This is a genomic window from Polyangium jinanense, assembly GCF_028435265.1.
GTDB classification, from domain to species: Bacteria; Myxococcota_A; Polyangia; order Polyangiales; family Polyangiaceae; genus Polyangium; species Polyangium jinanense.
This window is the reverse complement of record NZ_JAGTJK010000020.1, coordinates 87,695-113,530: the sequence shown is the minus strand read 5'-3', so window position 1 is coordinate 113,530 and position 25,836 is coordinate 87,695. Positions and strand designations below refer to the sequence as shown.

Genomic DNA, 25,836 nt, shown 5'->3' with positions numbered 1-25,836 from the left:
GTCCGATGCGACGGACCCGCGCGCCCTTGCTCCTTGCTTCGATCCTCTCGATTGTGGCCTTCGCGCCCGCGGCCGAGGCCTACGAGCGGCAGTGGCACGTCGGCGGCGGGCTCGGGTATTCCCTCGTCCTGCCCGGCGGGAGCATTCCCACCACGGCGACCTCGCTCCACGGCGTCGGCGTCGCCCTGCACGGCACGTACGGCCTCACGGACGCCTTCAACCTCATGGTCCAGGTCGACGGCAGCTTCGCCCCCGGCTCTCCGCCCGTCCTCCTCGCCGGCGGCGGCGTTGGCGTTGGATACGTCGTCGATGTCCTGCGCTGGGTCCCGTGGGTGGGCGTCATGGTCGGCGGGTATGCCGTCTCGGCCTTCGACCCTTGCGGCGCGGCCGGCGAGACGGGCTGCACGAGCGGCCGCCTCGGCCTCTCCCTTCCGTTTGGCCTCGACTACCAGGTCAACCGCAGTTTTACGATTGGCGCGTCGGGCCGTTACGGTGTGCTCCTCCTCGGCCCGAAGGGCGGCGTCGACCAGATGATCGGCGCCTTCCTCCGCGCCGAATACGTCTGGGGTTATTGAGGCGATTCTTTCGACCGGCGCGATCGCGGCGCCTTTCGTGGCGCTTCGGGCACCCGCGCGGTCGGCACCACGGTCCCGCCCGGCGTCGTGCTCGCGCGCGCGACCTTCGGCGGCAGCTTCTGCGTCGTGATCTGCGACGAGTCGCGTGGTCTCGGCGACGAAACGATGGTCACGCGCGGCGTCGTCCTCGACCCGTGCGACGTCACCGCCGCCGGGACCTTCGGCGTCTGCGCCGCCTGCGTTCCGGAAGGCGTCCGCGGCACCCGTTGCGTGGGCGCGCACACGTCCGTATCCGCGGCGACCATGAGCGCGTTTCCGACCGGGAGCGGCGCGCGGACGGGCCTCCGGGACGTCCTTTGCTCGACGGCCTTGGGGGCAGACGTCCAGCCGTCGCGGGCCGTGGAGGGGTTGTCCGGGGGCGACGAAGGCATCAAGGGTTTCCGTCGCGAGGGCGGCGGCGGGTGGTCCCGCGTCACCGAGACGCCCGCCGGCGCGGCCGGCAGCACGACCTTGACGAGCGCGCCGCCGAGATCCGACCGATCGAGCTCCACCGTCCCGCCGTGCGCTACTGCGACCTGCCGCGCCAGCGTCAGCCCGAGCCCGATCGACTCCTTTTTCGTCGAGAAGAGTGGATCAAAAATCTGGGCCCGCACATCGGGCGGGATGCCCGGCCCCGAGTCCTCGACGCGCATCACGACCAGCTCCTTGTCGCGCGTGATGGTCACGCACACGAGCGGCTTTTGCCGCTCCTCGCCGGCCTTCGTGTTCGCATCGGCGGCGACCGCGCAGGCCTCCACGCCGTTCGTCAGGAGCGCGAGCAGGAGCTGACCGAGATCACTCCGCTTCCCCACCACGACCGGCGACGACCCGTGCACGGCCGTCACCAGCAAATCCACGTGGCGCCCGCGCGCCGTGGGCTCGACGAGCGCCGCCGCTTCGTGCGCCAGATCCTCGAGGTCCACGGGCTCCGCGTTCGACTCCTCCAGCGCCGAGAGCAGCCGTGTCCCCGCCGTCCGCGCGAACTTGAGCGCCGTCGTCGCTTCGTCTTGAATCCGCGCCAGATCGTCGAGCGCCGAGGCCACGCCGGGGAACCTCACGCGCAGGTGGCCGATGAGCTTTTCTTGCTCCTCGAGCTGCGTGCCCAGCGACGACAGCGGCCAGCGCATCTCGTCGGCGAACCCTGCCGCGAGCGAGCCCAGGATCGCCAGCCGCGCGAGCTTCGCGTCCGCGCCGCGCCGCTCGTGCGTGCCCGCGCGGGGCTTCGCCTCCTCGGCGAGGATCGCCGCGCGATCGCGCGCCTTCTCGTGCGCCAAAGACAACGCGAGCATGTTGGCCGCCGTCTCCAGCACGAACGTCGCCTCGGGCGAGAGCATCTCCGGCGACGGCGCGGCGACGACCAGCGCGCCGAGCACGTCCCGGCCAATCATGATCGGCGCGGCGAGGATCGTCCCCCAGCCGGAGACGTTCACGAGCTCGGGATCGATCCGCCCGGCGAGCGCCGGGGCGGCGTCCGTCTCCGTGGCCACGCGCCTTTTCTTGACGGCCGTCTGTGCTGGAAACCAGGCCACCTCGGAGCTCGGGAATGTGCTGATGTAGGCGCGCAGCGTCGCGGGCAGCCCGACGTCGGCCACGAGCTCGAGACCGTCCTCGGTGGCCTCGTACGCGGCGCCGCGCTGGGCGCCCACGCCTTCGAGGACGAGCGCGAGCGCCTCGGAGAGCAGCCCGCCGGCCTTCCCGCGCGCGAGCAGTCCGGACAGGCCGAGGAGCGCCTGGAGCGAGGGGCTCGGCCTTGTCGCGGCGATCGTACGGCGGGCGGCCATGATGCCCCGAGCGTACTCGGAATCGGGTCACAGGCGGAAGAGATCCGCGCCGCTCCTCGGCGGCGATGCGCGCGCCGAGGGCGGCTCGGACCACGTCGGGCTACTGGCAGGTCAAGCTACCGCAGTCCTCGCTCTTCGGATCGAAATCGGTGCATTTGGCGTTCGGCTGCAGGCCCCAGGTGCAATAGCTGAGGTAGCTGAAGCCATCGATCGCATTGAACGTCATATTGACGTCCGCGAACACCGGCGCCGCGTAGCAATCGTTTTGCTCGTAGCCGCGGTAATAGATCTTGTCGCCGACCTCGACGTTCGAGTCCTGCAGCTTGATCACGCCGAAGTCGCCGACCACGACCTCGCCCATCCCCATCGGCGCCGGGTTTGGCTGGGGTACCGGTTTCACGTTCGAAACCCGCACCTTCACGCCACCCCACCTGACGTGGAAGTCCGCGTCCGTCGGCGAGCCAAGCTTCGCCACCTCCGCCGCATCCGTGAACGCATGCGGCGCCGGCACGGGCGCCGTCCCCGTCCGCTCCACCGCGCACGTGAAGGCGATCTGCGTCTGCGGCACCTTGCTCCCGTTCATCTCGTTCGCGCAGGCCGCCAGGAGGAACGAATCGGCCACGCCTGTGATGTCGAGCACGTCGCCCGGCTTCACGTCGTCCGGGATCGCGTCACCCGGCAGCGGCTCTCCTTCGAAATAGTTCGAGAGCTTCGGGCAGTACGCCTTGTTTCCGCCGGGCGGGATCGACGCGGGCACGCCGTAGCTCAGCACCATCACCCCGGAGTACTCCTTCGTCTCCGCGAGGCCCGGCGCCGACACGAACACGCCCCAGAGGCAGTTTCCGGCGTTGCTCTGCGAGACGAGGAACTTGTGGCTCATGGCGACGGCGCCCTTCACCTTCACGGGCGTCCCCTTCCCGACCGCGCCGCTCGCCTTGGAGTTCGTGATCTGCTCGATCGTGACCTCCTTGCCGTCGCAGGTCGCGCCGCCGCCGGAGCCACCCGCGCCGCCTGCGCCGCCCGCGCCGCCGGTGCCGCCCGCGCCGCCGGGCCCCGGCCCCGCCGGGCCCTGCGCGCCGCTGCCGCCGTCGCCGCCCGAGGGGTTGTTGTTCTCCTCCGCGCGACACGCCGCGGAGAGGACGACACAAAGCCCGAGCGCGCACGCCGCGCTCGTACCCAGAAAAGACCACTGCTTTCGAAGGGACATGAAGGAACCTCCTGCTCGCCGCTCCCTGCGCCGAAGAAAGATGTCCCGACCCTACCACCGCCCCCTTCCCCTCGCCCGTGCGTCCCGCCGTCCCGGCTCCCTCCGCCCTCCTCGCCGCTTCCGCGCCGCCCGCGTCTTCCAGCCCCGCCGCCCCTTTCCCTCACCTCGTCCCTTCCGCGTCCGCTGCCCGGATCAAGTATGCAGAACTACATACATCTGGACATGCGACCGGGAATAAAGCCGTTCGATGGGGGTTTGGGCCGCGCGATCGACGTCACCATGGCGTTGACACGGATCCGCCCACCGCTAGGATGCGCGCCGTTCGCTCGGGCTAGATCGAAAGATCGCGTGTTCCCGAGCCGAGGGGCGCCGCCGTGCGGCTCTGGCGGACCCTCACCTGGTTTTACCGTGCAGCGACAAAGGGCGCTTAGGTGCGCGCTCTACCGAAGGAGGTCGGATTGTCTACCGACGTGATGATCGAGGCCAATGGGCTCACCAAGCGATACGGGGCGTTTCGCGCGCTCGACAAGGTGAGCTTCGAGGTCCACCGCGGGGAGGTGGTGGGCTTTCTCGGCCCGAACGGCGCCGGCAAGTCCACGACGATGCGCATCCTCACCTGCTTCATTTCCGCCACCGGCGGGACGGCGCGGGTGCATGGCTACGACGTATTCGACGATCCCCTCGAGGTCCGGAAGAAGATCGGCTACCTGCCCCAGCGCGCGCCCCTCTACGGGGAAATGAACGTCTGGGAGTACCTGAGCTTCGTCGCGGACATGCGTGGGCTCGAGACGTCCACGTTCAAGAAGCGCATGAAGAACATCGTCGAGGTCTGCGGCCTCGCGACGAGCCTCGGCAAGGACATCCGCGACCTGTCGCACGGCTATCGGCAGCGCGTCGGCCTCGCCCAGGCGCTCGTGCACGACCCGCCGATTCTCATCCTCGACGAGCCGACGAGCGACCTCGACCCGAACGAGAAGGCCGAGGTCATCAAGTACATCCAGGAGATCGGTAAGGAGCGCACGATCCTCCTGTCGACCCACAACCTCTCCGAGGTCGAGCAGGCCTGTGCCCGCGCGATCATCGTCTCGAAGGGGCGCATCGTCGCCGACGGCCCGCTCGAGGAGATCCGCGCGAAGAGCGGCCGCGTTCGTTACGTGGTCCAGGTGCACGAGAAGCGCATCTTCGAGGGAAGCCCCGCGAAGAAGGCGCCGAGCGCCGAGGAAGTGCAGGCGGCTCTCGAGAAGCTGCCCGGCGTGACGAGCGTGGTGGAGCTGCCGACGGACGATCGCGCGCACAGCTTCCAGCTCGCGGGCGCGCAGGACGGCGACATCCGCGCGGAGATCTTCCAGCTCATGGTCTCGAAGGGCTGGCTGCTCCTCGAGATGCGTCGTGAGGCGCAGAAGCTCGAGGACGTGTTCAAGGCGCTCACGAAGAACGACGAGCGTCGCGATCGCGGCCGTCCCATCGTCGAGGACGACGAGGACGAGGCCGAAGCGGCTGGCGCCGAAGAGGACGAGGACGAGGACGAGGACGAGTCCGCCGAAGACGAGTCCGACGAGGACGCGTCCGACGAGGACGAGGACGAAGACGAGTCCGACGAGGACGACAAGAAGAAGAAGGGCTGAACGCCGATGGGCACCACATTCATCATCGCGAAGCGCGAGTTCCGCTCGAACTTCGACTCGACGCTGGCCTACGTCGTGATCTGCCTCGGGCTGATCCTTCTGGGCTTCGTGTTCTTCGAGTTCGGGGGCGGCTTCTGGCAGCAGGACCGGGCCTCGCTCGTGCAGATCTTCGCGCAGGCGCCGCGGGGTTTGTCGTTCCTGATCATCCCCGTCGTGACGATGCGCCTCCTCGCGGAGGAGAAGCGCTCGGGTACGCTCGAGATGCTGATCACCCTGCCCGTGAAGGATCACGAGGTGATCCTGGGCAAGTTCCTCGGGGCGTGGGGGCTCGTGCTCCTGCTCGTCGCCTCGACGCTGCTCTACCCGCTGCTCATGTTCTGGAAGCCCTGGGATCTCGGCCCGCTCGACATGGGCCCGGTCTACTCGGGTTACCTCGGCCTTCTGCTCTACAGCGCGGCGGCCGTCTCGATCGGCCTTCTGATCTCGGCGCTCGCGGAGAGCCAGACGGTCGCGTTCTTCATCACCTTCGTGGTGCTCTTCGCGCTTCACATGGTCGGCAGCGTGGCGGACAAGATGCCGACGCCCTGGCTGCGCGAAGCCATCTCGTTCATCAGCTTCGACACCCGCCTCGTGCCCTTCGCGAAGGGCATGATCAACACCCGTGACATCGTCTATTTCGCCTCGATCGCGGTCGGCTGCCTGATGGCGGCGTTCCGCGCGCTCGAGCGCCGGAAGTGGGCATAGGAGGAAGGCCATGGAACGCAAGACCAAGGCCAGAGCGGCTACCGGCGTTTATCTCGTCCTCGTCGCGGCGATCCTCGTCGTCGTGAACGTCATCGCGTTCATCCAGAACAAGCGCGTCGACGTGACGAAGAACGAGCGGTTCACCCTGTCGAAGGGCTCGGCGCGCCTCGTCTCCGAGGGCCTCAAGCAAGACCTGCAGGTCGACGTCTACGTGACGCGCGGCGGCCCCAAGCAGGAGGCCTTCATCCAGGATCTCGTCGACCTGATGAACGAGTACGAGCGCGGCTCGAACGGCAAGTTCAAGTACACGCTCATCGAGCCGAAGACCGAGGAGCAGCGCACGGCCGCGAAGGAAGCGGGCCTGCAGGAAGCGGCCTTCGGTGAGGGCAGCGAGACGGGCCAGGATCAGGCCACGATCACGCGCGGCTTCATGGGCATCGCCTTCAAGTACGGCAGCGAAAAAGAGGCGATCCCGATACTGTCCGCGGATCAGTCGCAGGGCCTCGAATTCTGGATCACCAACAAGATCCGGGAGCTCCGCGACCGCGCCGACAACGTCTACCAGAAGTACGGCGTCATCACGGGCAAGGACGAGATCAAGCTGACCGACACGAACCTCGTGGCGGCGCAGCCCGGCCGCGGCGGCGGCCCCTCGATGAAGGGGATCCTCGACCAGGCGCTGCCCTTCTACAAGATCGAGGAAGTCGACCTGCAGAACGGCGACGCCGAGATCAACAAGGAGCTCGCGGGCATCATCATCACGCAGCCCGCCAAGGACTACACGGAGAAGGAGCTCCGCCGCATCGATCAGTTCCTCATGGAGGGGAACAAGTCGGTCGTGGTGATCGCGGGCGCCGTGAACCTCAAGGCTTCCGACGCGGCGATGAAGGCCGAGCTGAACCTCCATGGCCTGGACAAACTGCTCGACGGCTACGGCGTCGAGATGAAGAAGGAAGCGATCATGGACTGGGGTCGTCCCGTCCGTATCGCGGTCCCGACGCAGACCGGCCAGGTCATCGGCATCATTGGCTACGGCATGGCGCACGCGCAGCACGTCGACGGCCTCAGCGAGGCCGAGCAGACGCTCGACTCGTCGTTCGCCGGCTTCTTCCGCATCGAGGAGCTCGCGTTCCCCTTCCCCTCGACGCTCGTCCCGCACCCGGAGAAGCAGCCGGGCGCGCAGATGAAGGTGGTCGCTCGCTCCACGCCGCGCACCACGATCGACACCTCCGACGCGATCGACCTCAAGTTCTCCGCGCAGGCCAAGCCCAAGGGCGAGTACGGCCAGCGCGCGATGGCCGTCGCGCTCGAGGGCAAGATCAAGAGCGCGTTCGGCGGCGCGGGTGAGGGCATCGAGACGCCGGCCGAGTCGAAAGACAAGAGCCGCCTGCTCGTGATCAGCGCCTCGCAGTTCCTCGCGAACCCCTACGCGCGCTCGGGCAACGCGCCCCCGATGCCTCCGCAGATGATGATGATGGGCGGCATGGGCGGCGACGAGGATCTGCAGATGCTCTCGATGCCGTACGCCCAGAACTACCTGACGGCGACGATCCTCGCGTTCAAGAACGTCCTCGACTGGATGAGCGGCGACTCCGATCTCATCGCGACGAGCGCGAAGCTCCTCCAGGAGCCGAAGCTCACGTACGCGAACATCGAGGCGCCGAAGATCGACGCGACGGACGACGAGGCGACGGCGACGAAGAAGGCCGAGGACTATCGCCTCGAGCGCAAGAAGACGCAGACGCGGGTGCAGTGGTCGCTCACGCTCTTCGGACCCTTGCTCTTCGCGGCGTTCGGCCTCTTCCGCTGGTGGCGGCGTGAGAACGCGCGGGGTTCCATCCGACTCGACTGACGACGAAGACGAAGGAGACCCATGAAGACCGAGCACAAGATCTACGTGGCGATCGGCGTCCTCGCGGCCCTCGGCGGCGGCCTCTACGCCACGAGGCAGACGAAGCAGAAGGAGATGTCGGCCCACTCCGCGACCGCGGCGACGGCCGACTTCCCGACGCTTGCCCCCTCGAAGGACGACGTCGAAGCGATCACCAAGATCGAGATCAAGAACGCCGACAAATCCAGCGTCACGCTGGAGAAGAAGGGCGACGCATGGGAGCTCGTGGCCCCCGTGTCCGCCAAGGCGAACGCATCGAACGTGCGGTCGCTCCTCGACAACTTGAAGGAGATCAAGGTCAAGGAGAGCATCGACCGCGGCACGGGCACCTACAAGCAGTACGAGCTCGACGACGAGAAGGGCGTCCACGTCCTCGCCTACAAGGGCGACGGCAAGATCTTCGACGCCTACTTCGGCAAGAGCGGCTCTCGCGGCCAGCTCGCGCGCGTCGGCGGCAAGGACGGCGTGTGGGTGGTCGGCGGCTACTCGAACTTCCTCTACACGCGTGAGGTCAAGAACTGGCGCGAGACGTCGATCCTCAAGTTCGAGGACGCGAACGTGATCCAGGTGTCCGTGACCAACGCGAACGGCCAGTTCAGCTTCTCGAAGAACGACGAGAAGTGGTCCGGGTCCTTCGCGCCACGCGACAAAGACAAGAAGCTCGAGAAGCCCATCAAGAAATGGGAAAAATTCGACGAGGCCAAGGTCAAGGACATGCTGCGCGCATACAAGTCCCTGACGGCCGAGGATTTCGGTGACGAGAAATCGGACGCCGGCCTCGACGCGGCCGAGACGAACGGCGGCGTGGTCCAGATCAAGCTCAAGGACAACGCCGGCGACATCACGGTCAAGGTCGGCAAGACGAGCAAGGGATCGAGCCGCTTCGCCCAGAAAGAGGGCGGGGACGGCACGGTCTATGTGATCTCGTCGTGGTCCGGTGACTGGGCCGCGGCGGATCGCGCCAAGTTCGAGAAGTCCGACAAGAAGGACGAAAAGAAGGACGAGCACGCGGGGGACGACGGCCACGGCCACGACGCGCCCCCCGAGCTCGAGTGACCCGGCGCCTGTAGGCCCAGGACACACGAAACGCACGAAGGCCCCCTCCCCCAAGGGGGCCTTCGGCTTTTGTCGACCGAGAACGCTTGAATCTTGGGGGCATGCGTTTTAGGCCGCAGGGGTCATGAAAGCCTCTTACCGCTGGATTCGCGAGCTCATCCCCGGTCTCGATGCTTCGCCCGAGGAGATCGGGCGGCGTCTGACGCACGCCGGGATCGAGGTCGAGGCGATCACCGAGTTCGGCGAGGGCACGAAGACGCTCGTCGTGGCCGAGGTGCTCGCCGCCGAGCCGCACCCGTCGCGGGCGAAGCTCAAGCTCGTCACGATCAACCGCGGCGGCGCCGAGCAGCGCATCGTCTGCGGCGCGCCGAACGTGCCCGAGCCGGGCGGCCTCGTGGCCTTCGCGCCCCTCGGCGCGCACCTGCCGGCCGTGAACATGACGCTCACGCCGCGCGAGATCGGCGGCATCGTGAGCGAGGGCATGCTCTGCTCCGAGCGCGAGCTCGGGCTCTCGGCGGTCGCGAGCAAGGAAGAGGACGCGGGGATCCTGATCCTGCCGAAAGGCCTCGCCGCACCCGGCACGCCGCTGCGCGAGGCGATGCCCGAGGTGCACGATTACATCCTCCACCTTGGTTTGACCCCCAACCGTCCGGACGCGCTCGGCCACATCGGCATCGCCCGCGAGGTCGCGGCGCTGTTCAACCTGCCGTGGAAGCGGCCGACACCGAAGGCGCCCGCGCGGTTCGCCGAAGGCGAGACGGTGTCGCGCCACGTGTCCGTGCGGATCGACGACACCGAGCGTTGCCCGCGGTACGGCGCGGGCCTCGTGCTCGGCGTGACGATCGGTCCCTCGCCCACGTGGCTGCGCTACCGGCTGGAGAGCCTGGGCGTTCGTTCGATCTCGAACGTCGTCGACGTGACGAACCTCGTGCTGCTCGAGTACGGGCAGCCGATGCACGCGTTCGATCTGAACGACGTGCGCGGCGGCCAGATCATCGTGCGCCGAGCCACGCCGGGCGAGCCGCTCAAGACGCTCGATGGTGAGGCGCGCAAGCTCGACGTGGACGACCTCGTCATCGCGGACGCCGAGGGGCCGACCGCGCTCGCGGGCATCATGGGCGGCGCGAACAGCGAGATCCACGCGAACACCACGCGTGTGCTCCTCGAATGCGCCTACTTCGCGCCACGCGGCGTGCGGCGCACCGCGCGCCGACACGGCATGCACACCGAGTCGAGCCATCGCTTCGAGCGCGGCGTCGATCACGGATCGCTCGAAGACGCCCTCGCCTACGCGACGACGCTGCTCACAGAGCTCGCGGGCGGCGCGGCGGCACGCGAGCCGATCCTCGCAGGCGCGAAGATCCCGGCGCGCGAGCCCGTGCGCCTGCGCGCCGCGCGCATGAACGCGCTGCTCGGCACGGACGTCCCGCTCCCCGAGGCGACGGACATCCTCACGCGTCTCGGCTTCGAGGTCCGCGGCACGCACGGCGAAGGCGAACAAGCGTACGCCGACGTCATCCCGCCCTCGCACCGGCCCGACATCGCCGGCGAGGCGGATCTCGTCGAGGAGGTCGTGCGCGTGCGTGGCCTCGGCACCGTGCCGACGGTGCTCCCGGCCCTGCGCCCGCAGCCTCCGCGCCACGCCTTCGACCTCTCGCTCCGCGTGCGCGGCGCGGCCGTCTCCGTCGGTTTGTCGGAGGCGATCACGTACGGCTTCGTTTCTCCCGAGGAGATCGAGGCGCTCGGCCTGCCGCCCGCGCCGTTCCGCCTCTTGAACCCGCTCACGCAGGACCGCGCCGTGATGCGCACGTCGCTGCTCCCGGGCCTGCTCGAAGCGGTGCGACGCGCCCGCAGGCACGGCGTGCCCGACGCCCGGCTCTTCACGGTCGGCGCGCGGTTCCTCGCCGATCCCGCGCGCGCGCCGCTCGCCGACGAGGCTCCCTCGTTCGCCGCAGTGCTCGCCGGGTACCGTCGCTCGCCGCTGCAAAAGCCGGTCGAGGTCGACGTGTACGACGCAAAGGGCGTGGCCCTCGAGATCGTCGAGCGCGTCACCCACGAGAAGGCCGAGGTCGCGCACCAGCCCGAGGCGACCCGCGCGCCGTACCTGCACCCGCGCGCCGCGGGGCACGTCCTCGTGAAGGGCCGCGTCGTGGGCGCGTTCGGTGTCCTGCACCCCGACGTCGTCGACAAGCTCGACCTCGGCGGCTCCGCGGTCGTCGTCGAGCTCGATCTCCGCGCCCTCGCCGAGGTCGGCGCTGCGCGCCCGCAGTACCGCCCGATCCCGACCCTGCCCGCGGCGACGCGCGACATCGCGCTCGTCGTCTCCGACGAGGTCGAGGCCGGCGCGGTCGGCGCGGCCATCCGCGAGGCCGGCGGCGACCTTTGCGAGTCGGTGGAGGTCTTCGACCTCTTCCGCGGCGGCAGCATCCCCGCGGGCCATCGCTCCCTCGCCTTCCACGTCATCTACCGCGACCCGCGCGCCGCCACCGACCCCGAGAAGGCCCGCACGCTCACCGACGAGGAAGTCGACCGGCGGCACAAGTCCGTCGTCGAGACCGTCCACGCCCGCTTCGGCGCCACGCTCCGCGCCTGAGCTCCGTCCCTTCGCCGTGCAGAATGTCCACAAAATTCCTCCCCCGCTGCGGAGACGGACACCCGTTCGCGTGCGGTCGTAGCGTGCGCGCCCTCTCCACGAGGGTTCGCGGCGCGAACGATTGACGGGCTCGGTCCAGCCGGAAAAGACTGAAATTTCCTATCGGGGCCCGCGAGCGCTCGCGTCGAACCCGGCCCTTCCATCCTCGCGAGCGCTCTCCGGTCCCTGTTCGACCCCTCTAGGACGGCACGGAGCGGACCATGGCTGAGACCCGCATCACCGGTAAACACCTTCGGGCAGGGCTCGTATGGCTCGGCGTCGCGAGCGCCTTCGCGCCGGCGGTGGCGCACGCGCAGCCTTACGTGTTCGACACAAACGAGACCACGTTCGACACGACGTACGAGCAGACCCTCATCAGCCTGAGCGGCACGATCAAAAACCGCTCGGGCCAGGCCATCTCGGGCGCCACCGTAACCGTCCTCGCCTGGGGCGACGGCGTGGCGAACGCGAACAAGACGGCGACCACGAACGCGTCCGGCGGCTTCACGATCACGGGCCTCAAGCGCCGGAACGTTCTGCTCAAGATCACCGCCTCCGGCCATTACAGCGAGATCGTCCCCGTCGACCTGCACCGGCCGACGAGCGAGACGATCACGAGCACCGGCACGATCTCCATGAACCCGACGAAGACGGGCCGTGTGCGCCTGATCTTCGGCGGCGACACCATGATGGGCCGCCGCTTCACGGACCTCGACGCCGACGGCGTCGAAGGCGAGGCAGGTGACCTCATCCGGCCCGCGAGCCGCGCCGCCGACGCGCAGGCCCTCTACACGTACGTGCGCGACGCCCTCGCCTCCGCGGACTACACGGTCGTCAACCTCGAGTCCCCGGTCACCTCGGACACCACCACCCCGCATCCGTACAAGGACTACACGTTCTTCTCGTACCCCGAGACGCTCGCGGGCCTCACGTACGCGGGCATCGACGGCGTCAGCCTCGCGAACAACCACATCTTCGACTACCTCACGACCGGCGTGACCGACTCAATGCTCCACGTCTCGAACGCGGGGCTCGACTGGTGCGGCGTGGGCTCGAACGAGACGAACGCCGAGGGCACCACGATCTTCCGCACGTTCAACAGCGTGCCGCTCTCGCTGCTCGGCTTCAGCGAGCTCGTCTCCGACGGATCGGCGGAGCTCGACTACCTGCTCGTCGCGCGCGATCCGGAAAAGGCCGGCGCGCTCGAAGCGTCGTCCACGAACATGAACACGTTCATCGACGACGAGACGCCGGAGCGCTTCGCGATCCCCATGATCCACGGCGGCGTGGAGTACAGCGAGTTCCCGTCGAACTCGATGCGCTCGAAGTTCATCTCGCTCGCGAACCGGGGCGCAGGGATCGTCGTCGCCCACCACACGCACACGGCGCAGGGCATCGGCCTCGTGAACGTGGGCGGGACGCCGAAGTTCGTGCTGATGTCCCTCGGCAACTTCGTCTTCGATCAGGACGTCCACGAGACGTTCCAGTCCTTGCTCGCAGTCGCGGACGTCGACGTGCTCGCGGGCGGCGGCTTCGACGTCGCGCGGCTGGATCTCATCCCGATCAGCATCGAGGGCTACGTGCCGAAGCTCGTCGCGGGCGATGGGCTCGCGCGGATGGGTCGGCATTTCGGGCACCTGTCGACGTACCTGCCGAAGAGTCCGGCCGGCCAGAACATCGCGGACGGGCTCTCGGGCGCGGTCGTGTTCCCCGCAGGGCACCGCATCGTCGCGCTTCGATCGGCCTCGCAGTACACGACGACGACGACGAACCAGGCGCTGAACGCGGCCGTGACGAGCCAGGCGACCGGGCCCATCGCGTTCACGCGAAGTGCGCCTTCAGACTCGCTCTCGTACGTGAAGTCGAGTGCAAGCGCGACGGTCGAATGGGGCCGCGAGCTGCTCATCAACGGGGATTTCGAGGACCTCGACGTGGACGGCGATTTCAGCGAGGGGCAAGCGTGGGACCAGAGCACGGTCCGCTACGTGGAAAACAGCGTCGTGCGCAGCGGGATGGGCGCGCTCGTGATGCTCCGGAACTCATCGAACTCGTCGGAGATCACGGTCTACAACAACAACCGCGTCTCCTTTCCCGGCGGCTCGAAGCTGACGATCACGGGCTTCATCCGCGGCGATAACGCAGGCCCCTTCACGCTCACGACGCGCATGTACAGCGACAGCGGCGCGATCGTGAGCACGACCGATTCGTACACGAAGGCCGCAAGCACATACGGCTGGACGCAGTTCGTCGTGAACGTCACGGCCGCCTCGAACGCGACGAGCGCGCGCTTCTACTTCCGGACGTCGCCGCCGGCGATGGGCGAGGCGCGCATCTTCATCGACGACTTCAGCCTCATCCGCTGGGAGAAGAGCTCGATCTACGCCTTGAACGGCTTCGAGATCCCCGCGCCGAACAACTGGAGCCACGTGCGCTTCACGAACGTCGCCTCAGGCGTCTCCTCGCTCGGCATCACGCTCGGGCACCGCACCTTCAGCGCGCTCTAATCGAAAGCCGCCGCGCCGGGGCGCTGCCCCGGACCCCGGCAGGGGGTTGTCCGCCCCCTGCACCCCGGACCAGGCACGGCCTGGACCGAAGGCCGAGAAACCGCGCGATGCGCGGTTTCTCGGACGGGCCCGTGGCAAGACCACGAACCACGTTGCCAACCAAGACGGCAGCGCTGTCCCCCTCGTCGAGCAGACACGTCAATGCTGCGGTTTTGACTGGCAGGCCCGTCGCCGGTCTTGCCTCGGCCTGTTCGATGAACTGCGCGTTGCGCAGTTCATCGACCCCGGGTCCAGCCCCTGGCTGGTCCGGGTCCAGGGGCGGACAGCCCCTGGTGGGGCCTGGGGCAACGCCCCAGCGCAGCGGCTCCCCGATGAGCCGGACCTCAGTGGCCAGCCGCGTCGTCTTCCGCGAGCAGCCTCGACCAGAAAGCTTTCACCTCGTCGATGCGCTCGGTGCGCGCGGCTGGCGGCAGCCCGTCGAGCAGGAGCGCGCCATAGCCGCGCGTCCGCACCCGTCGATCGAGGATCGCCACGATCCCGCGATCCTGCCGCGTCCGGATCAGCCGGCCGAACCCTTGCTTCAGCGTGATCGCCGCTTGCGGCACGGTGTACGTCGCGAACGGCGAGTGCCCCGCCTGTTCGATCGCCTGTGATCGCGCGACCACCACGGGATCCGTCGGCACGGCGAACGGGATCTTGTCGATCACCACGAGCCGGAGCGCGTCGCCCGGCACGTCCACGCCTTCCCAGAAGCTCATCGTGGCCACGAGCACCGCGTGATGCGCGGCGCGGAACTTCGAGAGCAACATCCGCTTCGGCGCCTGCCCCTGCACCATGAGCGGCCCTGGCACCCTTCCCGCGAGCGTGCGACCGAGCGCGACCATGGAACGGTTTGAGGTGCAAAGAACGAAGGCGCCGCCCCCCACGATGTTCACGAGCTCCACGATCCGATCCGCCGACGCCGTGAGGAACGCCGGATCCGAGACCTCCGGCAGATCCCGCGGCGTGTAGAGCAGTGCGCGCGACGCGTAGTCGAACGGCGAAGGCACGACGAGCTCGTCGACCGGCACCGTGACGCGCTCGTCGAGGCCGAGGCGCGTGCGCAGGAAGCGAAAATCTCCCGCTTTTGCGGTCATCGTCGCGCTCGTCAGCACCACGCCGCCGATGCGCTCGAAAACGCCTTCGCGGAAGAGCCAGCCGACGTCCACGGCCGACACGCCCACGGACACGGATCGCGCGCGCACCTCGACCCACGTCACCTGGCCCGATTTGCCGTCCACGATCTTCGCTGCGTCCGCGCGGAGCGTCTCCGCGCGCGTGCCCACGAGCCCGACCGCCTCCGTGATCGCGTGCGCCGACGCGTAGCCTCCGAGCGCTTCGAGCGCCTCGTCGAAGTGGTGATACGCATCGACGAGCTCGCCTGCCCACACCTCGCGCTTGAGCTCCACGCGCCCCTCGCGCGCGGCTTCGCCCCCGACCTTCGCGACCGCCGCGAAGAACCGATCCGCCGCCTCGCGCACGAGCGCCACGATCGCGGTCCCCTCCCCTCGCCCGAGGATTCGATCGGCGAGCCCGCTCGCGATGAAGGCGCGATCGGCGTCGCGCAGCATCGAGTCGACGCGCGACCCGGAAATGCGGGTGCCGAAAAACTCGGTCGCGATGTCCTCGAGCTCGTGCGCTTCGTCGAAGATCACCGCGTCGTAAGGCGGCAGCGCGCCCGCACCGGGGACATTGCCGCGGCCGAGCTTGAGCGAGAGATCCGCGAAGAAGAGGTGGTGATTCACCACGAGCACGCGCGCCTCCTCGGCCTCGCGTTTCATGCGCGTGACGAAGCATTTTTCGAAGAACGGACACGCCGAGCCGATGCGCGTCTCGCTCGACGAGCACACCTCGCGCCGGATCGGATCCGACTCCGCGAGCGTGACGAGCTCCGCGAGATCGCCGACCTCGGTCTCCCGCGCCCACGCCTCCACGACGGGCAGCGAGCGCGAGACGCCCGCGTCGTGGTGCGACTCGGGGCTCGTTCGCAGCTCGTCGAAGCGCCGCAAGCAGAGGTAATTGCCGAGCCCCTTCACGAGCGCCGCCGACACGCGAAGCCCGAGGTACTCGGCAACGAGTGGCAGATCCTTGGCAAAAATCTGCTCTTCGAGCGCCTTCGTCGCCGTGGAGATCACGACCTTGCGGCCGCTCAGGATCGCCGGGACCAGGTACGCGAGCGTCTTGCCCGTGCCCGTGCCCGCCTCGCAGAGCAGCACGCGATCTTCTTCGAGCGATCGCTCGACCGCGTCGGCCATCGCGAGCTGCCCTTCGCGATCCTCGTAGCCCTCGAACGCCCGCGCGAGCGGCCCGTCCGGTCCGAGCAGTTTCCGCGCGCGCCCACGCCTCCCTGAGCGCTCGGGCTGGGCCTCGAGCTCGACGTCGTCGTCCTCGTCGTCGCTCACGCCGTCGTCGTAGCGCACTACGACCGCGACGCCGCCTTCTCGAGCGAGAGCGCGAAGCCGACCTCGGCCATCGCCTCGTCGAGCCCCGCGACGCGCTTCTCGAAGGAGACCTCGAACCAGCTATCGAGCGTGCGCTCCTCGTCGCTCGGATCCGGCAGGCGCGTGATCTGCGTCCCGACCTCGCTGAATCCGCGCTCCCGCGCAGCGACGCCGAGCCCACGCGCGCGCTCGAACATCGCGTCGTCCGGGTCGTGTGGGAAATCGCTGCGTTGCGCGCGCAGCACGAGGCCCACCGCGACCTCGCTGGAATGCACGCGTACGCCCGAGTCCATGATGAGGTTCTCCCGCGCGCGCTCGGCGACGTGCACGACGTCACCGCGCGTGCGGTACACCTCGAACCCTGCGGCAATCAAAGCTTTTTTGACTTCGGCCGGCGTCGGCATCGTCCGATCGTTCCGGGCCCCCCAGATTATTTGGACCGGGCCCAAGGCTCGCAACTTCGTGAAGAAACGTCAAGAGGCGCCTCGGCCTCGCGCGTCGCCGCCTTCGCGTCGAGGAACGCGAGGCCGACGATCGCGCCGCCGAGCTCCTCCTGGATCCAGACGACCCGGCCGGATCGCGACCCCTCGTCGCCGAGGCCCACCTCGAAGCACTCGCCGAGCCCCACGGATTCGTCGAGGATCGCGCGCAACCCGCCCAGGCTGATGTTGAGCGCGAAGCCGTGCACCTCCCTCTCCCCGCGGCGGAACACCACCCGCTCAGAGAACGGCCTCCGCGCCGAGGCACGCCGGTAAAACCCGGCCATGGAGGGAGGAGCGCACGAGGTCGGCGTCAAAGAGCGGCGTTTCACGAGGCTCGGAAGCGTAGCAGCGAGCCTCGTGTTGTCAGCCTACGTACGGTACTTACGTTTCGGTTCGCCCAGGGCTCAATGCGTGGCGTTCGGGGCGTGGCCGCTCGAGCCGTCGTCGGGCTCCTGGTAGACCGGGGCGGGCTCGAGGACGTTGAGCTGATCGCGCTTCAGCTTGAGGCCCTTGTCCGAGAAGAAGAGGTCGTTCTCGTCGAGGCGGGAGCGGACGCGGCCGATGAACAGGATCGGGTCGCCCTCGCGGGTGTAGCCGAGCTGGACGATCGCGCCCTTCGGCCAGGATCCGCCGTCGAAGGTGAGCTCGCGGCGCAGCGTGTAAAAGCCTTCGGGCGTGAGCTTCTTCAACGTGCCCGCCCAGTTGAGGCCGCGGAACTCGATGCCGGGGCCGTGGAAATGCCAGCGGTTGTGGATGTTGTGGTCGGGCGTGATGATCTGAGGAAGGCCGCTGTCCGAGTGATTGTGGAAATACACGATCGTGTTGGCAGGGACCTTCTGCTCGTTGCCCGGAAGCGGCTGCGACGTCAGGTAGAGCCCGCAATCCGGCAGCATGTTTTTCGGTGTGGCCATGGGACCGGGAGCTTACTCATCACGCGCCGGGCGGTCGAGCCGTTCGACGTGGCCAAAGGAGCCCTTTCCCGCAGCGCCTCTCTCGTGAAGTCGTGCTATGCCGGGGCCTCGGTTGATCCCTGCGAGGCTTCTGACCTCGCCACGCCGGATGCGGAGCTCGAGCACGTGAACAAGTTGACAAGCATCCTGGGCGGCTTCGCCGTCATCGCCATCGCCCTCGTCTTCATCGTCCAGTTCCGGCCGAATGCAGGGCAACAGATGGTCGAGTCTGCGAGGTGCGCCGTGGAGATCCGCGGGGCCTGCGTCTCGTCGGGCCATTACTGGGCCTCGTACCGCATGCTCGCCCCGCGTGCCGACGCCGAGGTGTTGCGCCAGTTGAACTTCCGCAAGATCACGGCCGAGGGCCTGGTCGAGCGGCAGCTCTTGAACGAGGACGCGAAGCGGCTCGGGATCACCGTCTCGGACGACGAGCTCAACGAGGCGCTCACCTCGGGTCGGATGCACGTCTCGATGCCGCTCGCGCCCATCACCATGCCCGACGGCCGCGTCATCGATCCCCGCGGCCCCTCGTACAGGGGCCTCGGCATGACGCGCTACCTGAACGTCAAAAATAGGCAGACCGGAAAGTTCGACCTCAAAGCATACGAGCGTGAGGTCCGCATGGTCGCCAAGATGAGCCCGCAGGACTTCCGCGAGTACCAGAAGGAAGAGATCATCGCGGCGCGCATGCGCGATCTCGTCCGTTCGCGCGCGGTCGTGGGCGAGGCCGAGGCGTTCGCGCGGTACAACCAGGACAAGTCGACGGCCACCGTCTCCTACGTCCGCCTCGACAAACGCTTCTTCGCGGATCTCGTGGCCGACAAGTCGCAGAAGGCGATCGACGCGTGGGTCGCGCTGAACAAGGAGGAGGAGGAGCGCCAGTGGAACTCGCGCAAGTCCTCGTACCTGCCCGAGTGTCGCGTGACGCGCCACATCCTCGCCAAGATCGATCAGGACAACGCCGATCCCGCTGACGCGAAGGCGAAGGCCAAGACGAAGATCGACGAGGCGAAGGCGCGGCTCGACAAGGGCGAGAGTTTTGCCGATGTGGCGCGCGCGATGAGCGAGGATGGCAGCGCGGAGCGCGGCGGCCTGCTCGGCTGTGTGACGAAGGGCAAAATGGTGAAACCCTTCGAGGACGCGATGCTCAAGGCCGAGCCGGGCAAGGTGACGGACGTCGTCGAGAGCGAGTTCGGGTATCACCTCGTGCTCGTCGACAAGGTTGCGAAGGACCTCGAAGCCGAGGCCGTGGGCCGCGCCGAGGTCGATGAGGACCTCTATCTCAAGTTCGAGACCGAGCGCCTGACGGCCGAGGCCGCGAAGGCGATCCTCGCCGCGGTGAAGGGCGGCAAGACGCTCGACCAGGCCGTCGATACCTACGTCTCTGAGCTCGAAGCGAAGCTCGCCAAGAAGGACGACAAGGCCAAGAAGGACGACAAGAAGAAGGACGACAAGAAGGACGAGGCGAAGAAGGATGAGGCCGCGGACGATTCGCCCGTGCGCAAGCATCCGCAGCGCCCCGTCGTCGAGTCGAGCCTCCCGTTCAACTCTTCGGGTAGCCCCATCCCGGGCATGATGCCGGGCTCCACCGCCGCGACGACGGCCTTCAAGCTGGAGAAGCCGGGCGACGCCGCGGACGAGATCGTCCAGCTCTTCAACGGCTACGCCGTGATGGTCCTGAAGGAGAAGAAGCCCGCCGCGAAGGAAGACTGGGAGAAGGATCGCCCGATGTTCATGGCCCGGCTCCTCGAGGAGAAGCAGGAGGACGCGCTCGTCGCTTACATCTCGCGCCTTCGCAACACGCTCGGGACGGAGATCAAGTTCGGCGGCGCGGAGTTCACGACGGAAGCGAAGCCCTCCAAGGAAGCCACTGAGGACCTCGGAGAGTAGCGGAACCGGTCCGGATGCATCATTCGTGAGGGCGGATGCTGATCCACCAAGACCTCGTCCTCCCGAACGGGCTGCCTCTCGTCATCGTGCCGCAACCGAGCGTGCACCGGGCGGTCGCAGCTCTCTTCCTGCGCACGGGATCCCGCTTCGAGACTTCCAAGACGAACGGGATCTCGCACTTCCTAGAGCACATGGTTTTCCGGGGGACGAAGGACCTTCCTTCGGCCCACGCGCAGGCCCTCGCGTTCGAGCGGCTCGGCGGCACGCTCTACGCCGCGACCTACGTGGATCACGGCGTGATGAGCATCTCCGTGCCGCCGCGGAACTTCGAGCAGGTGATCTCGCTGCTCGGTGAGGTGACGACGGATCCGCGCTTCTCGGACCTCGAGATCGAGCGTGGGATCGTGCGGGAGGAGATCCTCGAGGATCTCGACGACGACGGCCGGATCATCGACGCGGACAACCTCGCGCGGGCCCTGATGTACCAGGATCACCCGCTCGGCTACACGATCACGGGCGGGCTCGACACGCTCGCGCTCTTCGACGCGTCGATGCTGCGCGCCCACCACGTGCGGCATTACACGGCGTCGAACGCGGTCCTCTGCCTCGCGGGCAACCTCGATCCGGATCGCGTGCTCAAGGCCGCGGAGCGCGCCTTCACGGCGATGCCCAAGGGCAGCCGCATCCAAGCGGCGCCTCCGCCGAACGGCCAGAAGAAGCCGCGCTTTTCGTTCATCGAGAACCAGTCGAGCCAGACGGAGCTGCGCGTCGCGTTCCGCGCGGTGAGCGAGAAGGACAAACTCGAGCCGAGCGTGGAGATGCTCCTGCGCGTGCTCGACGACGGCATGTCGACGCGCCTCTACGAGCGCATCTGCGATCGGCTCGGCCTCTGTTACGACGTCTCGGGCATGTTCGAGGCGTACGAGGACGACGGCGTCGTCGACATCGCCGCGGGCGCGGCGCACGAGCGCGCGACCGTGGTGCTGAAGGAGATTTTTGCCCTCGTCCACGAGCTCGCGTCGCACGGGCCCACGCCCGAGGAGCTCGACAAAGCGAAGAACCGTCACCTCTGGTCCGTCGAGGCGATGCTCGACGACGCCGAGGCCGTGGCGAGCTTCTACGGCCTCGCCGCGTTCGCGGGCATCGCGCGGACGCCGATGGCGAGGCACGAGGAGCTCGCGAGCGTCACGGTCACCGATGTACGAGATGCCGCCCAGCGGATATTCCGTCCCGAGCGAATGAGCACGGTCGCGGTGGGCCTGCTCAGCCGCGCGGAAGAGGGGCGGATGGAGCGGGCGGTCAAGGGATTCGGGGGATAACGCACCAAAACGGAGGCGTGACAGGGTCGGAAGCGGGCGTCGTTATTGAAGTGATTATTGAAGCGGGAGGTCGGGACGGATCATTCTTGCATGCATGCGCATGAACGCATATAGCAAGAAACGTGATGCACGACCCGACGGGCCCGAGCGGGCGTCTGCCCTCGGACGCCGCGAGTCGGTGGGAGCTCTACCGGCTCCTCGCCGATCCGGTGCGCCCGCGGTTGCTCGCGCTGGCCGCAGCCGAGGAGCTCGGCGTCGGGGAGCTGTCGGAGCTGCTCCGGGAAGGTCAGCCGAAGATTTCGCGGCACGCGGCGGCGCTCAGGGACGCGGGCCTGCTCCTCGCGCGCAAGCAAGGCACGTGGACGCTGCTTCGGCTCTCGCCGGGAGCCGCGACGGATCCGGTCGTGGCCGACGCGGTGCGGGCCGGGACCGCGGCCTGCGAGGCCGACGGGACGTTGGAACGGATCGGCGAGGTGATCGCCGGCCGCGACGCCGCGACCCGCGAGTTTTTCGCGCGCGGCGGTAGACCCGTGCGATCCGGGCCGCCGCTCGAATTGGGCGCGTATCTCGCCGCGATCGCGCCGCTCCTCCCGCATCGAGCCCTCGCGGTTGACGTGGGCACAGGCGACGGCGCGCTGCTCGAAGTGCTCTCGCCGCTCTTCGAACGTGTCATCGCGGTGGACCGCGCCGAGGCGCAGCTCGCGCTCGCAGAGGAGCGCATCCGGCGGCGCGAGCTCGCGAACGTGGATCTCGTACAGGGCGAATACGACGCGCCCGAGCTGCGCAACCGCGTCATGTCGAAGGCCGGCGACACCGGCGGCGCGGACGTGGTCTTCGCAGCGCGCGTCTTGCATCACGCGCCGAAGCCCGCGCGCGCGATGGCCGCGCTCAAGAACCTCGCGCGCCCGAGCGGCGGCGCGGTGTGCGTCCTCGACTACGAGGCGCACGACGATCAGGCCCTCTGCGAGCAGGAGGCCGATCTCTGGCAAGGCTTCGATCCCGAGACCCTACGGCGGATGGCCGTGGACGCGGGTCTCGCGGACGTGACGATTCGCCGTCTCCCGCGCGCTTGGCAGGGAGACGGCCCGGACAGGCACCTCGTCTGGCAGCTACTGGTCGGTCGGCACAGCGAGGAAATGCAAGGGACCGCCGAGAACAGCAAGAGGACACGATGAGCGAAAAACCCCGCTTCAAGGTCGCCGATCTCAGCCTCGCCGACTGGGGCCGCAAGGAGATCCGCATCGCCGAGAAGGAGATGCCCGGCCTCATGGCGCTGCGCGCCGAGTACGGCAAGCAGAAGCCCCTCGCCGGCGCCCGCATCGCAGGCTGCCTGCACATGACCATCCAGACCGCGGTCCTGATCGAGACGCTGCGCGAGCTCGGCGCCGAGGTGACCTGGACGAGCTGCAACATCTACTCGACGCAGGATCACGCGGCCGCCGCGATCGCGGCGACGGGCGTGCCCGTCTTCGCCTGGAAGGGCGAGACGCTCGAAGAGTACGACTGGTGCATCGAGCAGCAGCTCTACGCGTTCGAGGGCGGCAAAGGCCCGAACATGATCCTCGACGACGGCGGGGACCTGACCACGATGGTCCACGAGAAGTACCCGCAGCTCTTCGAAGGCCCCGATCCGGTCCGCGGCATCAGCGAGGAGACCACGACGGGCGTGAACCGGCTCTACGACATGCACCGCAAGGGCCTGCTCCGCGTGCCGTCGTTCAACGTGAACAACTCGGTCACGAAGTCGAAGTTCGACAACCTCTACGGCTGCCGCGAGTCGCTCGGCGACGGCATCAAGCGCGCGACGGACGTGATGTTCGCGGGCAAGGTCGCGGTCGTCTGCGGCTACGGCGACGTCGGCAAGGGCTGCGCGCAGTCGCTGCGTGGGCTCGGCGCGCGCGTCATCGTGACGGAGATCGACCCGATCTGCGCGCTCCAGGCCGCGATGGAGGGCTACGAGGTGCGCACGCTCGAGGCGGTCGCGCACGTCGGTGACATCTTCGTCACGGCGACGGGCTGCAAGGACGTCGTCCGCGGCGAGCACATGCTGCGGATGAAGGACGAGGCGATCCTCTGCAACATCGGCCACTTCGACTCCGAGATCCAGATCGCGTGGCTCGAGTCGAACCCCGAGATCAAAGAGGAGAACATCAAGCCGCAGGTCGACCACTTCATCTTCCCCGACGGCAAGCGGCTCATCGTGCTCGCGCGCGGCCGGCTGGTGAACCTCGGCTGCGCCACGGGCCACCCGTCGTTCGTGATGTCGACCTCGTTCTCGAACCAGGTCCTCGCCCAGATCGCGCTCTGGACCGAGAAGTATCCGCTCGGCGTGCACCTGCTCCCGAAGAAGCTCGACGAGAAGGTCGCCGCGCTGCACCTCGCCAAGCTCGGCGTCGAGCTCACGCGGCTCACGAAGGATCAAGCCGACTACATCGGCGTGCCCGTCGAGGGCCCCTTCAAGCCCGAGAACTACCGGTACTGACGGCAGACGGCCGCGGCGTTTCCTCCACGGCGCGCCGCGGTTTGTCCTTTCGATCGGGCCCGGCGCCGCCTGCCTCCCGTGGTATGAACGCGGCGTGGAATCACGGTACCGCGCCGCAGAAGCCGCCCAGTTCGTCGAGACGTACGGCCCTCGCTGGGGCGAGGATCTGGCCCTGCGCGTCTACACGTCGCGCCTGCTCGGCCAGGACCCCGATCTCGTCCTGCACGGCGGCGGCAACACCTCCGTCAAGACGCGGGTGACCGAGCTCGTCGGCGACACGACCGAGGTGCTCTACGTGAAAGGCAGCGGCTGGGATCTCGGCGCGATCGAGCCCGACGGCTTCCCCGCCTGCCGGCTCGCGCAGCTCCGGCGGCTCTGCGAGCTGCCGAGCATGACCGACGAGCAGATGGTCTCGCTCCTCCGCTCGCACATGCTCGAGCCGAGCGCGCCGACGCCCTCCGTCGAGGCCCTCCTCCACGCCTACCTGCCCTTCAAGTACATCGATCACACGCACGCCGACGCCGTGCTCGACATCGTCGATCAGCCGGGATCGAACCAGCTCGTGCGCGAGGTCTTCGGCGATCGCGTGCTCTTCATCCCGTACGTGATGCCCGGCTTCGCGCTCGCGAAGAAGGTCGCGGATCTGTGGCGCGCGCTCACCCGCGCGGGCCGCGAGCCGAACGTGATGATCCTCGACAAGCACGGGATCTTCACCTGGGGCGAGACCGCGATGGAGAGCTACGAGCGCATGATCGCGAACGTGACGCGCGCCGAGCACTGGATCGAAGAGGCTACGGCCCTCTCGCGGCGCACGATCTCGAGCCCCTCGCCCGACGCCTGCGCGCGCCTCGCGCCGATGATTCGCGGCGCCCTCGCTCGCGCCTCCGGTGAGCGCTGGATCTGCTCGTTCCGCATGACGCCGCAGATGGTCTCGTTCTGCGACCGCAACGACCTCGACGAGATCACGCAGCTCGGCCCAGCCACGCCCGATCACGTGCTGCGCACGAAGCCGAAGCCGCTGCTCTTGCCGCCGCTCTCGCCCGACGATCGGCACAAGACGAAGGCCACACTCGACGCGGCGATCTCCGAGTACGCCGAGCAGTACAGGGCCTACTTCCGCCGCTGCTCGGCTGCGCGCCCCGGCGAGAGGCGCGAGCTCGACCCATGGCCACGCGTGCTGCTCATCGAGGGCCTCGGCGCGTTCACCGCGGGCAAGACGCGCAAGGACGCCGAGATCACGGCCGACATCTACGAGCACACGACGGGCGTGATCGAGCAGGCCACGGCGAACGCCGGCTACGAGCCCGCGAGCGAGCTCGACATCTTCGACGTGGAGTACTGGAGCCTCGAACAGGCGAAGCTGAAGAAGAGCGCGGGCGCGGGCAAACCCCTCGATCGGCACGTCGCGTTCGTGACAGGCGCGGCCTCGGGCATCGGCTTCGCCACAGCACGCGCGCTGCTCGCCGCGGGCGCGCACGTGGCGCTCACGGATCGAGACGAGGAGGCCCTCGAGCGCGCCGCGCAGTCACTCGTCGAAGCGCACAGCGATCGGGTGTTCCTGCTCCCCTGCGACGTGACCTCGAAGGACGACGTGCGCGTGGCGATCCGCAAGGCGACGCTGCGCTTCGGCGGGCTCGACGTGGTCGTGTCGAACGCAGGCGCAGCGTTCGAGGGGCCGATCCACGGGGAACAGGGCGACAGCGCGCTACGCGCCTCGCTGGAGGTGAACTTACTCGGGCACCAGAACGTCGCGCGGTTCGCCTCTGACGTCCTGATCCAGCAAGGCTCGGGCGGCGTGCTCCTCTTCAACGCATCGAAGAGCGCATTCAACCAGGGCCCCGATTTCGGCCCATACGCGATCCCCAAGGCCGCACTCGTCGCGCTCACGCGGCAGTACGCCGTGGATCTCGCGCCCTACGGGATCCGCTCGAACGCGGTGAACGCCGATCGCATCCGCACAGGCATCTTTGGCGGCGGCATGCTCGAAGCCCGCGCCCGCGCCCGCGGTGTCGGCGTGGATGAATATTTCCGGGCAAACCTGCTCCGCCGCGAAACCACCGCAGCCGACGTGGCGCAGGCCTTCGTTTATCTCGCCACGGCCGAGGCAACGACAGGCTGCGTCATCACGGTCGACGGAGGAAACGCAGCGGCGTTCCCGCGGTAGGTCGATTGAATTGCG

18 protein-coding genes are annotated in these 25,836 nt (G+C 68.2%); 12 read left to right on the top strand and 6 right to left on the bottom strand.

All coding sequences use genetic code 11. The features are described 5' to 3' along the window. Window positions 1–5: 5 nt before the first annotated feature. The gene (locus tag KEG38_RS30095) at window positions 6–575 is read left to right on the top strand and encodes a hypothetical protein (RefSeq protein WP_272423358.1); all 570 of its coding nucleotides are present in this window, start codon (window positions 6–8) and stop codon (window positions 573–575) included. On the opposite strand, the gene KEG38_RS30090 is transcribed toward KEG38_RS30095, so the two are convergent. After that, window positions 569–2,395, bottom strand: a complete 1,827-nt coding sequence (locus tag KEG38_RS30090) for a GAF domain-containing sensor histidine kinase (RefSeq protein WP_272423357.1) — start codon at window positions 2,393–2,395, stop codon at window positions 569–571. The two genes, KEG38_RS30095 and KEG38_RS30090, sit on opposite strands and share 7 nt — an antisense overlap. Before the next feature lie 100 nt (window positions 2,396–2,495). After that, the gene (locus tag KEG38_RS30085; protein ID WP_272423356.1) at window positions 2,496–3,602 is read right to left on the bottom strand and encodes a hypothetical protein; all 1,107 of its coding nucleotides are present in this window, start codon (window positions 3,600–3,602) and stop codon (window positions 2,496–2,498) included. Window positions 3,603–4,060: 458 nt separating this feature from the next. On the opposite strand from KEG38_RS30085, the gene KEG38_RS30080 reads away from it, so the two are divergent. The 6 genes from KEG38_RS30080 to KEG38_RS30055 all read left to right on the top strand — a co-directional run bounded on the left by KEG38_RS30080 (window position 4,061) and on the right by KEG38_RS30055 (window position 14,054). Next, a complete protein-coding gene (locus tag KEG38_RS30080) occupies window positions 4,061–5,227 on the top strand; it encodes an ATP-binding cassette domain-containing protein (RefSeq protein ID WP_272423355.1) in 1,167 nt (388 codons plus the stop codon). Between the two features lie 6 nt (window positions 5,228–5,233). Then, complete coding sequence (locus KEG38_RS30075) at window positions 5,234–5,971, top strand: ABC transporter permease (protein WP_272423354.1); 738 nt, start codon at window positions 5,234–5,236, stop codon at window positions 5,969–5,971. Between the two features lie 10 nt (window positions 5,972–5,981). After that, window positions 5,982–7,823, top strand: a complete 1,842-nt coding sequence (locus tag KEG38_RS30070; protein ID WP_272423353.1) for a GldG family protein — start codon at window positions 5,982–5,984, stop codon at window positions 7,821–7,823. Between the two features lie 21 nt (window positions 7,824–7,844). Then, entirely contained in the window at window positions 7,845–8,918 is a 1,074-nt protein-coding gene (locus tag KEG38_RS30065) for a DUF4340 domain-containing protein (RefSeq protein ID WP_272423352.1), read from the top strand. Between the two features lie 124 nt (window positions 8,919–9,042). Continuing rightward, the gene (gene pheT / locus KEG38_RS30060) at window positions 9,043–11,511 is read left to right on the top strand and encodes a phenylalanine--tRNA ligase subunit beta (RefSeq protein ID WP_272423351.1); all 2,469 of its coding nucleotides are present in this window, start codon (window positions 9,043–9,045) and stop codon (window positions 11,509–11,511) included. Between the two features lie 260 nt (window positions 11,512–11,771). Further along, window positions 11,772–14,054 carry a CapA family protein gene (locus KEG38_RS30055; protein WP_272423350.1) on the top strand — a complete coding sequence of 761 codons (2,283 nt, stop codon included), beginning with the start codon at window positions 11,772–11,774 and terminating at the stop codon, window positions 14,052–14,054. A gap of 383 nt (window positions 14,055–14,437) precedes the next feature. Here KEG38_RS30055 and KEG38_RS30050 read toward each other — a convergent pair whose 3' ends face one another. The 4 genes from KEG38_RS30050 to KEG38_RS30035 all read right to left on the bottom strand — a co-directional run bounded on the left by KEG38_RS30050 (window position 14,438) and on the right by KEG38_RS30035 (window position 17,927). Further along, window positions 14,438–16,495, bottom strand: coding sequence for an ATP-dependent DNA helicase (locus KEG38_RS30050; protein WP_272423349.1), 2,058 nt, complete (start codon window positions 16,493–16,495; stop codon window positions 14,438–14,440). Window positions 16,496–16,512: 17 nt separating this feature from the next. Beyond that, on the bottom strand, window positions 16,513–16,938 hold the full coding sequence (locus KEG38_RS30045) for a hypothetical protein (RefSeq protein WP_272423348.1): 426 nt from the start codon (window positions 16,936–16,938) through the stop codon (window positions 16,513–16,515). 26 nt (window positions 16,939–16,964) lie between these two features. After that, on the bottom strand, window positions 16,965–17,345 hold the full coding sequence (locus tag KEG38_RS30040; RefSeq protein WP_272423347.1) for a PilZ domain-containing protein: 381 nt from the start codon (window positions 17,343–17,345) through the stop codon (window positions 16,965–16,967). 75 nt (window positions 17,346–17,420) lie between these two features. After that, window positions 17,421–17,927, bottom strand: a complete 507-nt coding sequence (locus KEG38_RS30035; protein ID WP_272423346.1) for a hypothetical protein — start codon at window positions 17,925–17,927, stop codon at window positions 17,421–17,423. 165 nt (window positions 17,928–18,092) lie between these two features. On the opposite strand from KEG38_RS30035, the gene KEG38_RS30030 reads away from it, so the two are divergent. The 5 genes from KEG38_RS30030 to KEG38_RS30010 all read left to right on the top strand — a co-directional run bounded on the left by KEG38_RS30030 (window position 18,093) and on the right by KEG38_RS30010 (window position 25,821). Further along, window positions 18,093–19,856 carry a peptidylprolyl isomerase gene (locus tag KEG38_RS30030; protein ID WP_272423345.1) on the top strand — a complete coding sequence of 588 codons (1,764 nt, stop codon included), beginning with the start codon at window positions 18,093–18,095 and terminating at the stop codon, window positions 19,854–19,856. A gap of 35 nt (window positions 19,857–19,891) precedes the next feature. Continuing rightward, the gene (locus tag KEG38_RS30025; protein ID WP_272423344.1) at window positions 19,892–21,175 is read left to right on the top strand and encodes a M16 family metallopeptidase; all 1,284 of its coding nucleotides are present in this window, start codon (window positions 19,892–19,894) and stop codon (window positions 21,173–21,175) included. A gap of 125 nt (window positions 21,176–21,300) precedes the next feature. Continuing rightward, on the top strand, window positions 21,301–22,350 hold the full coding sequence (locus tag KEG38_RS30020; protein ID WP_272423343.1) for a methyltransferase: 1,050 nt from the start codon (window positions 21,301–21,303) through the stop codon (window positions 22,348–22,350). Then, window positions 22,347–23,657 carry an adenosylhomocysteinase gene (gene ahcY / locus KEG38_RS30015; RefSeq protein WP_272423342.1) on the top strand — a complete coding sequence of 437 codons (1,311 nt, stop codon included), beginning with the start codon at window positions 22,347–22,349 and terminating at the stop codon, window positions 23,655–23,657. Before KEG38_RS30020 ends, ahcY begins: the two co-directional genes overlap by 4 nt. A 94-nt stretch (window positions 23,658–23,751) precedes the next feature. After that, on the top strand, window positions 23,752–25,821 hold the full coding sequence (locus KEG38_RS30010) for a bifunctional aldolase/short-chain dehydrogenase (RefSeq protein ID WP_272423341.1): 2,070 nt from the start codon (window positions 23,752–23,754) through the stop codon (window positions 25,819–25,821). Window positions 25,822–25,836: the final 15 nt, after the last annotated feature.